At 69.5% G+C, this 13,668-nt stretch carries 10 protein-coding genes; 3 read left to right on the top strand and 7 right to left on the bottom strand.

Annotated elements, in window-relative coordinates; genetic code table 11:
- Window positions 1-73: 73 nt before the first annotated feature.
- From CDN99_RS07910 to CDN99_RS07895, 4 genes are all read right to left on the bottom strand, one after another.
- A complete protein-coding gene (locus CDN99_RS07910) occupies window positions 74-1,639 on the bottom strand; it encodes a DHA2 family efflux MFS transporter permease subunit (protein WP_088384299.1) in 1,566 nt (521 codons plus the stop codon).
- A 100-nt stretch (window positions 1,640-1,739) separates the two neighbouring features.
- The gene (locus CDN99_RS07905; protein ID WP_088384297.1) at window positions 1,740-3,074 is read right to left on the bottom strand and encodes an HlyD family secretion protein; all 1,335 of its coding nucleotides are present in this window, start codon (window positions 3,072-3,074) and stop codon (window positions 1,740-1,742) included.
- Between the two features lie 101 nt (window positions 3,075-3,175).
- Window positions 3,176-4,642: an efflux transporter outer membrane subunit gene (locus CDN99_RS07900; RefSeq protein ID WP_088384450.1), complete on the bottom strand. Its 1,467-nt coding sequence runs from the start codon at window positions 4,640-4,642 to the stop codon at window positions 3,176-3,178.
- 103 nt (window positions 4,643-4,745) lie between these two features.
- Window positions 4,746-5,270, bottom strand: a complete 525-nt coding sequence (locus CDN99_RS07895) for a MarR family winged helix-turn-helix transcriptional regulator (RefSeq protein WP_088384295.1) — start codon at window positions 5,268-5,270, stop codon at window positions 4,746-4,748.
- Between the two features lie 319 nt (window positions 5,271-5,589).
- Between CDN99_RS07895 and CDN99_RS07890 the strand changes: the two genes are divergently transcribed.
- On the top strand, window positions 5,590-7,329 hold the full coding sequence (locus tag CDN99_RS07890) for an ABC transporter transmembrane domain-containing protein (protein ID WP_238139428.1): 1,740 nt from the start codon (window positions 5,590-5,592) through the stop codon (window positions 7,327-7,329).
- A gap of 48 nt (window positions 7,330-7,377) precedes the next feature.
- Complete coding sequence (locus CDN99_RS07885; RefSeq protein WP_088384291.1) at window positions 7,378-8,217, top strand: thymidylate synthase; 840 nt, start codon at window positions 7,378-7,380, stop codon at window positions 8,215-8,217.
- 60 nt (window positions 8,218-8,277) lie between these two features.
- Here the strand turns inward: CDN99_RS07885 and CDN99_RS07880 are convergent, their stop codons facing one another.
- The gene (locus CDN99_RS07880) at window positions 8,278-10,167 is read right to left on the bottom strand and encodes a tetratricopeptide repeat protein (RefSeq protein WP_141100698.1); all 1,890 of its coding nucleotides are present in this window, start codon (window positions 10,165-10,167) and stop codon (window positions 8,278-8,280) included.
- A gap of 108 nt (window positions 10,168-10,275) precedes the next feature.
- On the opposite strand from CDN99_RS07880, the gene CDN99_RS07875 reads away from it, so the two are divergent.
- Complete coding sequence (locus CDN99_RS07875; protein ID WP_088384287.1) at window positions 10,276-11,322, top strand: porin; 1,047 nt, start codon at window positions 10,276-10,278, stop codon at window positions 11,320-11,322.
- Between the two features lie 183 nt (window positions 11,323-11,505).
- Here CDN99_RS07875 and CDN99_RS07870 read toward each other — a convergent pair whose 3' ends face one another.
- Together CDN99_RS07870 and CDN99_RS07865 are read right to left on the bottom strand one after the other, a co-directional pair.
- Entirely contained in the window at window positions 11,506-12,861 is a 1,356-nt protein-coding gene (locus CDN99_RS07870; RefSeq protein WP_088384285.1) for a heavy metal sensor histidine kinase, read from the bottom strand.
- Entirely contained in the window at window positions 12,858-13,544 is a 687-nt protein-coding gene (locus CDN99_RS07865) for a heavy metal response regulator transcription factor (protein WP_088384283.1), read from the bottom strand. The genes CDN99_RS07870 and CDN99_RS07865 overlap by 4 nt, the downstream gene beginning before the upstream one ends.
- Between the last annotated feature and the right edge of the window lie 124 nt (window positions 13,545-13,668).

Below are 13,668 nucleotides of genomic sequence, written 5' to 3'. Positions count from 1 at the left end.
CGGCAATGAAGAAGGGGCTCGATCACCATCGAGCCCCTTCGTTTCATCCGTCGACAGGTCGCGTCGCCATCGCTCAGTGCGCCCCGCCCGCGTCCACCGGCCCGGCCATCTTCGGCGGCCGCTTGGTCAGCCAGACGAAGGCGATCAGCACGATGAACAGCACCGCCGACGCCAGGAAGATGTCGTCGGCCGCCCGCGTGAACGCCTGCTGGTCGACCAACCGGTTCAGGTAGGCCAGCGCCTGGTCATGGCTGAAGCCGGCGTTCTGCAGCGTCTGCAGGGTCTGGTTCTCGACCGGGTCGCCCAGCGCCAGACGCTCGGCCAGGTGATGGTGGTGCAGCGTCGCGCGGTTCTCCCACAAGGTCGTCGAGATCGACGTGCCCATCGCCCCCGCCGTGATCCGCACGAAGTTGGACAGGCCTGCCGCGGCGGCGATGCGCTCCGGCGGAATGCCCGACAGCGTCAGCGTCGTCAGCGGGATGAAGAAGAACGCCAGCGCCCCGCCCTGCAGCACGGTCGGCACCATGATGGTGGCCAGGTCCGTGTCGGTCGTGAAGAACGATCGCATCAGCAGCACGATGAAGAACATCACGAACGCGAAGCTCGCCATTAGCCGCGGGTCCCAGACCGCGACCTTCTTGCCCGCCAGCGGCGACAGCAGGATCGCCAGCACCCCCACCGGCGCCAGCGCGAAGCCCGCGGCCGTGGCGGTGTAGCCCATGTGCTGCTGCAGCCACAGCGGCAGCAGCACCACGTTGCCGAAGAACAGGCCGTAGGCGATCGACAGCACCGCCGCCCCGAACAGGAAGTTGCGCCGCGCGAAGAGCCGCAGGTCCACCACCGGATGATCGTCGGTCAGCTCCCAGACGATGAAGGTCACCACGCCCACCACCGCCACGACGGCCAGGACGATGATCTGGCCGGACGCGAACCAGTCCAGCTCCTTGCCCTTGTCCAGCATGATCTGCAGCGCGCCCACCCACACCACCAGCAGGCCCAGGCCGATGCTGTCGATCGGCAGCTTCTTGGTCGGGGTCTCGCGGGTGCGGTAGATGCTCCACGTCAGGCCGGCCGCGAACAGCCCCACCGGCACGTTGATGTAGAAGATCCACGGCCAGGTCACGTTGTCGGTGATCCAGCCGCCCAGCAGCGGCCCGACCACCGGCGCCACCAGCGTCGTCATGCCCCATAACGCGAGCGCCGTGCCCGCCTTGTGCTTGGGATAGCTCGACAGCAGCAGCGTCTGCGACAGCGGAATCATCGGTCCCGCCACCAGGCCCTGGAACACGCGCGCCACGACCAGCATCTCCAGCGAATGGGCGAAGCCGCACAGCCACGAGGCCAGCACGAACAGCAGCACGCTGGTCGTGAACAGCCGCACCGCGCCGAAGCGCTGCGTCAGCCAGCCGGTCAGCGGCACCGAGATCGCGTTGGCGACCCCGAAGCTGGTGATGACCCAGGTGCCCTGCACCGGGCTGACGCCGAGGTCGCCGGCGATGGCCGGCAGCGACACGTTCGCGATGGACGAGTCCAGCACGTTCATGAAGGTCGCGAGCGACAGGGAGATCGTCCCCAGCACCAGCGCCGTGCCGGTCAACGGCTGCGGTGCCTGGGGAGCGCTCTGAGCAGGTGGTCTCATGCTCGTCTCGATTGAAGTCTTGGGGTCCGGGACGCGAGCCGGCGGCGGTCAGGCCGCGCGGCTCGGTCGTCCGGCATCGGGCGTGGCATCGCGCCTCGCTTCACGCGTGACGGGCTGCGGCGCGGGTCTTGGCGCTCGGCGCGGTCTTGACCGGCGCCACGGCGTCGGGCTCGGGCTTGAGCGTCGAGCGCACCGGCGCCTTCGCGGCGGCCTTGCCCAGGTTGGCCGCGATGATGCGGCTGACCTGGTCGTCGGCGGCCTTCTCCTGCGCGTCGAAGATCGTCGTCTGCAGACGCGGGGCACTGCTGCCGGTCGCCGCGGCGAGCATCTGGCCGCCCTGATCGCGGATGTCGACCTGCACGTCCATCGACAGGCCGACGCGCAGCGGGTGCTCCTGCACTTCCTTCGGGTCCAGCGCGATGCGCACCGGCACGCGCTGCACGACCTTGATCCAGTTGCCGGTGGCGTTCTGCGCCGGCAGCAGCGCGAAGGCCGCGCCGGTGCCCGCGCCCAGGCCCTGGATGGTGCCGTGGTACTCGATCTTCTTGCCGTAGACGTCGGCTTCCAGCGTCGCCTTCTGGCCGATGCGCAGCTTGGCCAGCTGGCTTTCCTTGAAGTTGGCGTCGACCCAGACCTGCTGCAGCCCCACCACCGCCATCAGCGGCGAGCCGGCCGCCACGCGCTGGCCCAGTTGCACCGAGCGGCGCGCGACCCAGCCGTCCACCGGCGCGATCAGCTCGGCGCGTTGCAGCGCGAGGTAGGACTCGCGCAACTTGGCGGCGGCGCGCAGCACGTTGGGGTGGTCCTCGACGTTGACGCCGTCGGTCAGCACCTGGTTCGACTGCAGTTGATCCTTGGCGGCCTGCAGCGCGGACTGCGCGGCGGCGGCCTGAGCGCGGGCGGCGGTCAGTTGCGCCTGCGCGTGCTCCAGCTCTTCCTTGCCGACGGCGCCGGTGGCGACCAGCGGCTGGCGGCGGGCCACGTCGGCCTGCAGGCGGTTCAGCTCGGACACCGCGCGCTGCAGGTCGGCCTCGCGCACCTTCACCTGCGACGTGAAGCCGCTGTTGTTGGCATACAGGGTGCGCACTTCACGCACCGTCTGCGCCAGCTGGGCCTGCGCCTGCTCCAGCGCCACGCGCGCGTCGACCGGATCCAGGCTAATCAGCTTCTGGCCGGCCTTCACGAAGTCGGTGTCGTCGGCATACACAGCGCGCACGGTGCCGCCGACCAGCGGAGTGATCTGCACGACGTTGGCCTGCACGTAGGCGTTGTCGGTCGATTCGTACCGACTGCCGATCACCCACGCATAGGCGCCGTAGGCGAGGCCGGCGATGACGACCGCGGCGGCGATCAGCGTCAGGCCCTTCTTGCGGGTGCCGTTGGTGCCGTTCTTGGCCGGGGTGGCGGGCGTGTTGTTCTCGGGGGTAGCGCTCATGATGGGCTCTGAGAAGTGTTCTGCGTGATTCGGGGAGGCGCCGGGCGCGGGGTCGTGTCCGGCGGTCAGGGACGGGGTCGTGATCGGAGGACGGGAGGCGGTCAGCCGCGGTCGTCGGGCGTCGCGGGCTTCGCGTCCGCTCGCCCCGGCTCGGCGTAACCACCGCCCAGCGCGCGCATCAGGTTGATCTGCGCGTCGACGGTCATCGCCTGCAGGTCGATCTGGCCGCGCTGCTGCTGCAGCTGGTTCTGGTGGGCGTTCAGCACGACGATGCGGCTGGTCAGGCCGGCCTTGAAGCGCTGGTCCGCGAGGGCGAACTGGCTGTCGGCGTTGCTCACCAGCGCGTCCTGCTGCTGCTGTTGCTGGCGCAGCGATTGCAGCGAGGTGAACTGGTCGCTGGCATCGCGCACCGCGTCCAGCACCGCCGCGTTGTAGGTCGCCACGGCGGCGTCCTGCTCGGCGGCGCTGCCGCGCAGCTGGGCGCGCAGGCGACCGCTGTCGAACAGCGGCAGGTGCAGCGCCGGGCCGATGCCGTACTGGCGGCTGCCGCTCTTGAACAGGTCGTCCAGGCCGATCGAGTTCAGCCCGACGAAGGCGCTCAGGCTGACGCTCGGATAAAACGCCGTGCGGGCGGCGCGCACGTCCTGGGCCGTGGCCTCGACGCGGGCGCGGGCGGCGGCCAGGTCGGGGCGGCGGCCGAGCAGGTCCAGGCGCGGCTCCTGCTGCCATTCAACGGCGCGCGGCAGCGCGGCCTGCAGCGCCGCGGTGGCGTTCGGGCCCTGCGCGGTCAGCGCGGCGAGCTGGTGGCGCAGCAGCGCCTGCTGCTCGCGCAGCACGACCTGCTGGCGCTGGATGTCGGGCAGCGGCGCCTCGGCCACGCGCAGGTCCTGGCCGTTGTCCAGGCCGGCGGCGCTGCGCTGGCGGACCAGGTCCAGGCTCTGGTCGCGCAAGCCCTTCTGCTGCTCCAGCAAGCGGCTCTGCGCCTGGCTGCGGGCCAGCGCGACGTAAGCCTTGGCGACGGCGTTGGACACGCTCAGCCGCGCGGCGGCCGCGTCGGCCTCGGCGGCGCGGCGCTGGCCCAGGGCCGATTGCAGCGCGGCTTCATGGCGGCCGAAGAAGTCGAACTCGTAGCTCAGGCCGGCCTGGATGTTGGCCAGCGTCTGCACGCTGCCGGCCAGCGGCGGCGGGTAGATGCCGTGCTCGGTGATGCGCTGGCGCGTCACGTCCGCTTCCAGTTCCGCGTTGGGGCGCTTGGCCGCCTCGGCGTTCTCGGTCAGCGCGGCGGCGCGGGCGATGCGGGCGCGGGCCAGCGCCAGGTTGGGCGAACCGGCGATCGCCTGCGCCACCAGCCCGTCCAGTTGCGCGTCGCCGAAGGCCTTCCACCACTGCTGGTCGATGGCCTGGCCGTCGCCGGGGGCCAGGCCCAGGCGTTCGGCGGCTTCGGGACCGTCGATGGGTCGGGCCGGATCGGCCAGCTTGGGGATGGGCGCGCAGGCGGCGAGCACCATCAGCAACGCCGCGCCCATGGCCAGGGCCAGCGTGGTTCGATGAAGGGATCGGGAGGTCATCGGAGGTTCCTGCGGAAGGATGTTGTTCTTGTCGATGGAGCGAGCGGTCATGGCTAAACGGTGAGATTCACAGGGGTGGACGGGAGCGCGGCGTGGACGCCGCTCATCCGTCCTTGTCGACCAGCGTGGCGCTTTCGGAGGTCAGCTCCGCGTCGCGGATCGCATGGCCGTTGGCCACCAGCCGCTGCAGCAGGGCGATCAGGGTGCGGAACTCCTCGTCGGTGAAGCCGGACAGGTGGTCGTTGAACACCTGCGACAGCACGCCCGGCGCCGCCGACATCGCGTTCACGCCGTTGTCGGTCAGCGAGACCATCACCACGCGGCGGTCCTCCACCGAGCGGTCGCGGCGCACCAGGTTCTTGGCTTCCAGGCGGTCCAGCAGCCGGGTCATCGCGCCGCCGTCCATCGCCAGTTCACGCGCCAGCGCCGCGCTCGACATCGGGCCGTTGAAGCGCAGGCGCAGCATCGGCGCCCATTGCGCATGGGTCAGGTCGTGCTTGCCCAGCAGCTTGTCCGCCTGGCAGACCATCGACTGCTTGATCTGACGCAGCAGCCAGCCGAGGCTGGGTTCGCAGGTGAAGTTGTCGGCGTTGTAGAAATCAGCGGGCGGTGGCGGCTTGGGGCTCATGGCGGCTTTCCGGGAAGGTACGTCTGGAAAAAGCTGTGGCAATTATTGCTTAGGCAATGATTGCCTTGCCAACTACTGCGAGCGATGGCCTTCCAGGCGTGGGGGTATTCCCGATGGGCGCGCTCCGAGGGCGTCAAGGCCGCATCAGCCCAGGGAGCGTCCAGCGCCCCAGGGCGGCGCGCCGTCACCGGCAGGTCCGGGAGGCGGCCCCTACACTGGCCCGATGTCCGCCACCTCCCCGCCCTCCTCCGCCGGCTCGCGCCCGGCCTCCCTGCCCGCCGGGGCAAGCGCCGTGCGCAATCCGCCCCCGCTGCGGGCGATGGGGCCGGCGCTGTGGCCGTTCCTGCGGCCCTATCGGGGCCGGATCGCGGCGGCGATGGTGTTCCTGATGCTCGCCGCGGCGGCCACGCTGATCTTCCCGATCGCGCTGCGCCAGTTGATCGACCAGGGCCTGGTCTCCACGGATCCGGGCGAGCGCCTGATGGCGCTGCGGGAGCACTTCTTCTGGCTGTTCGCGACCGGCGCGGCGCTGGGGGTCTTCTCCGCCTTGCGCTTCTACGCGGTGACCTGGCTGGGCGAGCGTGTCAGCGCCGACCTGCGCACCGCCGTCTATTCGCATGTGCTGCGGCAGAGCCCCGAGTTCTTCGAGACCACGCAGACCGGCGAGGTCATCAGCCGCATCACCACCGACACGACGGTGATCCAAAGCATCGTCGGCTCCAGCCTGTCGATGGGGCTGCGCAACCTGATCCTGGGGCTGGGCGCGGTGGCGCTGCTGATCGCGACCAACCCGTGGGTGATGACGCAGGTGATGGGCATCCTGGTGCTGGTGGTGGCGCCGGCGCTGTTCTTCGGGCGCCGCGTGCGGCGCCTGTCGCGGGCAAGCCAGGACCGTGTCGCCGACACCAGCGCGATCGCCGCCGAGATGCTCAACGCGATCCACGTCGTGCAGTCGCATGCGCAGGAATCGCGCGAGGCCGCGCGCTTCGACGTCGCCAGCGAGGCCGCCTTCGACACCGCCCGCAAGCGCACGCGGGTGCGCTCCTTCCTGGTGGCGTTCATCATCACGGCCACCTTCGGCGCGCTGCTGTGGGGCCTGTATCAAGGCACGCAGGCGGTGATGGCCGGGCGCATCTCCGCCGGCCACCTGGGCCAGACGGTGGTCTACGTGGTGCTGCTGGTGTCGTCGGTGGCGGTGCTGGCGGAGGTCTGGGGCGACCTGCTGCGCGCCGCCGGCGCGACCGAACGCCTGATGGAGTTGCTGGCGGCGCAATCGCCGGTGGCCGATCCGGCCGCGCCGCTCGCGCTGCCGGTCTCGACCGGCCCGGCGCGCGTCTCGTTCCAGCAGGTCCGTTTCCACTACCCGTCGCGCCCCGACCGCGCGGCGCTGGACGACTTCTCGCTCGACCTCCAGCCCGGCGAGACCGTCGCGCTGGTCGGCCCCAGCGGCGCCGGCAAGAGCACGGTGCTGCAACTGCTGCAGCGCTTCTATGACGCGCAAGGCGGCGCCATCCTGGTGGACGGCGCGCCGGTGGACCGCCTGCGCCTGGCCGACCTGCGCGGCCGCATGGCGCTGGTGCCGCAGCAGAGCGTGATCTTCTCGGCCAGCGCGCTGGACAACATCCGCTACGGCCGCCCCGACGCGAGCCGCGACGAGGTCCTCGCCGCCGCGCGGGCGGCGCATGCCGACGAGTTCATCCGCCAGTTGCCGGACGGCTACGACAGCTTCCTCGGCGAGCGCGGCGTGCGCCTGTCCGGTGGCCAGCGCCAGCGCATCGCGATCGCCCGCGCGATGCTGCAGGACGCGCCGCTGCTGCTGCTCGACGAAGCCACCAGCGCGCTGGACGCCGAGAGCGAACGGCTCGTGCAGCAGGCCCTGGACGAAGCGATGCGCGACCGCACGACGCTGGTCATCGCGCACCGCCTGGCGACGGTGCAACGCGCCGACCGCATCGTGGTGATGGACCACGGCCGCATCGTCGAGCAGGGCCGGCACGCGGAGCTCGTCGCGCGCGGCGGCCTCTATGCCCGGCTGGCCGCGTTGCAGTTCAGCGCCTGATCGCCCCACGGCGCGCCCGCGAAACCGCCCCCTCTAGAATCCCGCCCCATGACCGCCCCGACCGCTCCCGAGACCGCCCTCACGCGCCCCGCGCGCAGCCAGTACGAAGACTTCATGCGCCACGTGCATGAGCACGGTGTCGCCAAGGGCGATCGCACCGGCACGGGCACGCGCAGCGTCTTCGGCCATCAGATGCGCTTCGACCTGAGCGAAGGGTTCCCGCTCGTCACGACGAAGAAGGTGCACCTCAAGTCCATCATCCTGGAGCTGCTGTGGTTCCTGCGCGGCGACTCCAACGTCAAGTGGCTGCAGGAGCGCGGCTGCACGATCTGGAACGAATGGGCGCGCGAGGACGGCGACCTCGGCCCGGTCTACGGCGTGCAATGGCGCAACTGGCCCAAGCCCGATGGCGGCCACGTCGACCAGATCGCGGAGGTGGTGAAGCAGCTCAGGCAGAACCCGGATTCACGCCGCATCATCGTGTCGGCGTGGAACGTGGCGGAGCTGGACCAGATGGCGCTGATGCCGTGCCATGCGTTCTTCCAGTTCTACGTGGCGGACGGCAAGCTGTCCTGCCAGCTGTATCAGCGCAGCGCGGACATCTTCCTGGGCGTCCCGTTCAACATCGCGAGCTACGCGCTGCTGACGCAGATGCTGGCGCAGCAATGCGGGCTGGGGCTGGGCGACTTCATCTGGACCGGCGGCGATTGCCACATCTACGCGAATCACTTCGAGCAGGTGCAGACGCAGCTGTCGCGGCAACCGTTCCCGTATCCGACGATGCACATCAAGCGCAAGCCGGACTCGATCTTCGACTACGAGTTCGAGGATTTCGAGCTGCGTGACTATCAGCATCACGCGGCGATCAAGGCGCCGGTGGCGGTTTAAGCAACCAGGCCCCCGAGGACGCGGCCCCGGTCAGGGCCTTGACCGTTTCAACGCACCTCGTCAGCAGACGGCCTCGGCGGACTCCTCCATCGCCGCATCCAGCTGAGCCTTGGTCAGCCTTGCCCAGCGCGGCCCACCGCGCAGCGCATCCAGCGCATCGGAGCTCGCCTTCGCGAAGAACAACGATTCCTGGAGACCGTGGCTGTCCAGCGCCTGCTTGAGCCTGGCGGCCCGATGCCTGAGCTCCAGGTCCTTCGGTGCGGTGCCCTGTGGCCCCCCTCCCGCCAACTGGCCGGCACATCGACGCAGCGTTTGAAGCGTCGAGGCATTCAACGCGGGAACGGCGCGGGCGGCTGCCAGCCGGGCGTGCTGGATGAAGGGGTTCTTGCCGACGACCAGACCCCAGGGCCGCATGCCCTCGGCCACGTCGACGGTCATGGCTTCGAGCTTGGTCAGCCCGAAGTCCCTGGCGACGCGAAGACGGGCCGCCAGCGCCGCGTTGCTTCTGGCGATCTCGGCGATGCCTTGCGCCGCCGTGTCCTCATCGCCGGCGACCGGCAGCAAGAAGGAACGAAGCAGGCCGCAGGCATGCGGGTCCTGTGCCTGAGCGGCCAGGAACAGCCAGTTCATGCCTTGTTCGGCCTCCCGCTGCGACCCCGCCGATCGCATCACGATCGCCCCCAGTCGGCGCTGCGCGGACACGTCGCCGCTGGCCGCGGCCTTCTCCAGGAAAAAGCGCGCCATCGGCGGGTTGGCGACGGAACTCTGGTTGTTGGCGTGCAGCTCGAAGAGCCGCGTCCAGGCCTCGCCATAACCGGCGTCCGCGGCCCGCAAGAGCAGGGCCGAGGCCTTGCGTCGATTCTGCGCGGGGACCAGGCGGTCCCAGGCCAATGACCCGACGTCGCTGCCGCTGAGCGCGAGCCCCAGCATCAGGGCCGCGGCCGGGTTGCCGCGATGCACGCAGTCATCGAGCAGTTGCTCGATCGCCTTGGTGTCGACGGCGATTCGTACGTCGGCCAGCGACTGGGCATAGCTCAGCGCGGCGTAGACCTTGTCCGCCAGCGCGGTATCGGGCGCGACGCCGAGCGCCAGGCTCACCGCCAATGCGCGCAGCAGCAGGCGCGGTTCCTTGTGCACCAACGCGCGATCCATCGCCAGGACGAGCAGATCGGGCCAACCCATGCCTTCAGCGCCGAGCAAGGCCTTGAGCCGACGCACGGCCACCCCGTCGGCCTCCGGCTCCGCGCCCTGATGCATGAGCGCCGCGCGGGCCGGCCGGCTCCCGCCGTCGGCGGCCATGCTCAACCAACCGCTCGACGCCGTGAGGTCCTCGCACGTCAACGCGGACCAGATCGCCATCCTCAACTGAGCGGACGTGCCGCCCGCGCACGCCGCGCGTTCCAGCGTGGCGATCCGTCCGTGAACCGCGATCTCATGCAGATCGAGCGCGTCGACGATGAGCCGCTGGGCGGCCTCCTCGCGCTGGGACTCGGCCTGGCTCAAGTACTCCAGCCCCAGGGTGACGTGGCGCGGAAATCCGCCCGCGCCCTCCAGGTACATTCTTCCGGCCTCGAAGCACGCGGCCATGTCGCCCTTGCGGGCTCTCGATATCAGCTGCACGTCTTGTCTTCGCATGTCGCGCCCCTCTCCGCGCCGGCGCATTCGCCAAGCATCCAACGATCTGCCCGGGTCTGTACTCGACGCCGATGTGCCCGAGAGCGTAGGGATCGGCCATTGACCAACCGCTGACGGGTGGATTACGGCTTCGTCAGCTTTTTCCCGATCGCACCGCGACGACCTCGGGACGCGATCGAGACGACATGGCGACGACATCGGGGCGATCCCCGGCATGTCGAAATGATGAATTTCGCCCGTGTCGTTCGCGGCAAAGGCCGCTGTGTTCCCAGACACACGGGTCGCGACGATTTGGGCCACCGCGCGCCAGCGCATCCCGGTCCATTCCGTAGAACTCGTGGCATTCCCCTGGCCTTCTCCTTAGCCTTGATTTCGCTTGAGGCGATTCACGTCCTGGCATTGACCATCGAATAGGAGAAGTTCATGAAAAAGCCAGTCCTCTTGGCATTGGCATGTGGCGCGGTCGCAGGCTCCGCCTTCGCGCAAACCTCAACCGTCACGCTGTTCGGCGTGGCCGACGTCGCCGTCCGCCAAGTGAAGAACGGCAACGCGGGCACGGTCAAGGGTGTCACCTCCGGTGGCAACACGACCTCGCGTCTGGGCGTTCGCGGCGTGGAAGACCTGGGCGGCGGCATGTCGGCCGGTTTCCATCTGGAGTCGGGCATCGAGCTGGACGCCGGCACCGCCAACGCGAGCAAGTTCTGGAATCGCCGATCCACCGTCAGCCTGATCGGCAGCTTCGGTGAAGTGCGCCTGGGCCGCGACAGCACCCCGACCTACAACAACGCGGTGAACGACGAGTTCGGGATCGTCGGCGTGGGCTCGCGCGGCATCTTCGTCTACGGCAGCGGCTCGAACCTGGGCAGCGGCGCCAACACGCTCCAGCGCACCGACAACGGCGTGAGCTACTTCCTGCCCAAGAACCTGGGCGGCGCCTTCGGCCAGTTGCATGTGGCCGCGGGCGAAGGCAACACCGTGGGCAACAAGTACTACGGCGGTCGCGTCGGTTACGAGGACAAGCAATTCCTGGTGGGCGGCGCCTATGGCACCACCGACGTCGGCGGCACCCAGGGCAAGTTCAAGAACTACAACCTGCTGTTCAACTACAAGTCGCCGTGGGGCACCTTGCACACGCTGTTCGACGTGAAGAAGTGGGGCGCGCGCAAGTCCACCGAGATCTCGGTGGGCGCGACCATCCCGGTCACGGTCGGCCAGATCCGCGTCGGCTACACGAACGCCGACCGCTCCGGCGGCGCCGTGGGTTCGGGTTACGCCAACGGCGACGACAGCACCCGCCTGGCGCTGGGCTATGTCTACGACTTCTCCAAGCGCACGGCCGTGTACGGGACCGTGGCTCGCATCGGCAACAAGGGCGCCGCGCGCAGCTCGGTGCTGTACACGACGCCGGCGGGCATGCTCGGTGGCCAGAACTCCACCGGTGCGGAAGTGGGCCTGCGTCACAACTTCTAAGACCCCCAGCGCGCGGTGCCAGCGCGCTGACGGTGCAATGAAGCCGGGAAGGGAGATGCGTATCGCGCATCTCCCTTTTTCCTTGCCCCTCGCGCGCCAGCGCCGAAGGGCACCATGGCCGGAGGCCCGCGCGCAACGCCGCAACGCCGCAACGCCGGGACGCGGCGACCGCGGTGATGCCCTTCAACGGCCGTTGGCCGTCGCGCCGGAAGAGATCGTGAACCCGATGCGCGTCACGCCCCCCGCGGAGGTCGCTGACGCGGAACCCCCATGCATGCGCGCGATCGCCGCGACGATGGACAGCCCCAGGCCGTGGTTCTGGCTGGCGCCCGCGCGGGAGGGATCCACGCGATAGAAGCGCTCGAAGAGTCGCGGCAGGTGCTCCTCGGGAATCGCCACGCCCTCGTTGCTGACGCCGATGTACACCTCATTGCCGCGGCGTTCGACCTCGGTGACCACGTCCGTGCCGGGCGTGGCATAACAACGCGCGTTCCCGACGAGGTTGGAGATCGCGCGCTGCAGCAAGCCCGCATCGACGCTCGCCCGGGCGCCTCCCCGGACCACGCCGCGAAGACGCGCTTCTCGCAGCGAGCCTTCGTGATAGTCCAGCACCTCCGCGCAGAGATCCGCCAGGTCGGCCAGTTCATCCCGGCTGGCCTGCGCGCCACGCTGCGCATTCGCGAGGAACAGCATGTCGCCCACGATCCTGGCGATGCGCCGCAGTTCCTCGAGATTCGACTGGAGCGTCTCCCTGAGTTCCCCCGGTGATCGAGGACGCCTGAGCGCGAACTCGCAGCTGTTGATGAGGATGGAGAGCGGGTTGTTCAGTTCGTGCGCGACGTCGGCGTTGAACGATTCCATCTGTCGATACGCCATCGCGAGCCGATCGAGCAGATCGTTGGTCTGCGCGATCAGCGGTTGCAGCTCCTCGACCTGATCGCGGCCGTCGAGACGCAACTCCAGGCGATCGGCCCGCACCGCCGCCGTCTGCCGGACCAGCGCGCGCAGGGGCGCGAGCTCGCGCCGCACGCCGAAGGCCGCTGCCGCGGAAAGCGCCAGGGATCCGCCCACCGCGGCGATGCTCAGCGTCCAGGCCAGCCGCGCGAGCAGCTCCTCGTCCCTGCCCTGGTCGAACGCCAGCGAGGCCGTCCCCTTGCCGCCCAGATCGAGCGGCAGCGGCACGGCGAAGTGCTCCAGCTTCACGAAGGGCCCCAGCCGACGCTGCGGCGGCAGGAAGAGACGGCCCCGGCTGTCCGCCACGGTCAGGGTGAGCTCGTCGTGCCCGGCGAGAAAGTCGTTGAGCAGGTGCCGAACGCCCTCCACGTCGCGTGCCCCGCGGCTCTCCAGAAGCAGGTGCTCCACCCCTTCGCGTTTCATGCCGAGCGTCAGATCCTGGCGCTGGTCGAGCGTCCAGGAAATCACCACGTAGACGCCCACGCACACCAGCCCCAACCCGGCCATCGACTGCAGCGCCAGACGACGGAGCAGGCGCAGCCTCAGACTGCCGGCGTGGCTGCCGGCGTGGCAACCAATGCTCATGCCGGCCGACCTTCGAGGACATAGCCCATGCCGCGCACCGTGTGGATCAGGGCGCGATCGAAGGGCTGATCGATCTTCACGCGCAGGCGGCGAATGGCGACCTCGACCACGTTGGTGTCGCTGTCGAAGTTCAGGTCCCACACCTGCTCGGCGATCTCGGTCCGGGAGAGCACCTCGCCCTTGCGGCGCATCAGCAGCGCCAGGAGGCCGAACTCCTTCGTGGTCAGCTCGATCCGCTGGCCGGCTCGGCTGACCCGGCGGCGGATCGGATCGACCTCCAGGTCCGCCTCCCGGTACAGCGCCTCCTCCGCCCCCCGTCGCCCGCCCATGCGCCGCCGCAGCAGCACCTGGACCCTGGCCACGAGCTCGGAGAAGGCGTAGGGCTTGGTCAGGTAGTCGTCGGCGCCGGCTTGCAGGCCCTGCACGCGATCCTCGACCCGCGATCGCGCCGTGACCATCAGGATGGGGATATCGCTGCTCTGGCGAATGGCGCCGAGCATCGCCAGCCCGTCGATGCCGGGCAACTGTCCGTCCAGGATGAGCAGGTCGTAGCGGTTCACGGCCGCCATGTGCAGACCGTCGACACCGTTGTGCGCGACCTCCACGGCATACCCCTCTTCGTTCAGCCCCTTGCGCAGGTATTCAGCCGCCTTGACTTCGTCCTCGACGATCAGCAGTTTCATGGACAGATCCGGTTCTTCGTCGGCCTCATGCGCCCGAGGCCTTCCGGCCGTTGCACGCGAACAAGCGCGACGCATGGCCGCCCCCCTCCACGGCATGCGCCTGCGCGGGCGGCGCCCCGGCTTC

This window comes from Roseateles aquatilis, assembly GCF_002205645.1.
Classification (GTDB): domain Bacteria; phylum Pseudomonadota; class Gammaproteobacteria; order Burkholderiales; family Burkholderiaceae_C; genus Roseateles; species Roseateles aquatilis.
Note: the sequence above shows the minus strand (reverse complement) of the source record. Positions and strands in the feature narration are given on the sequence as shown.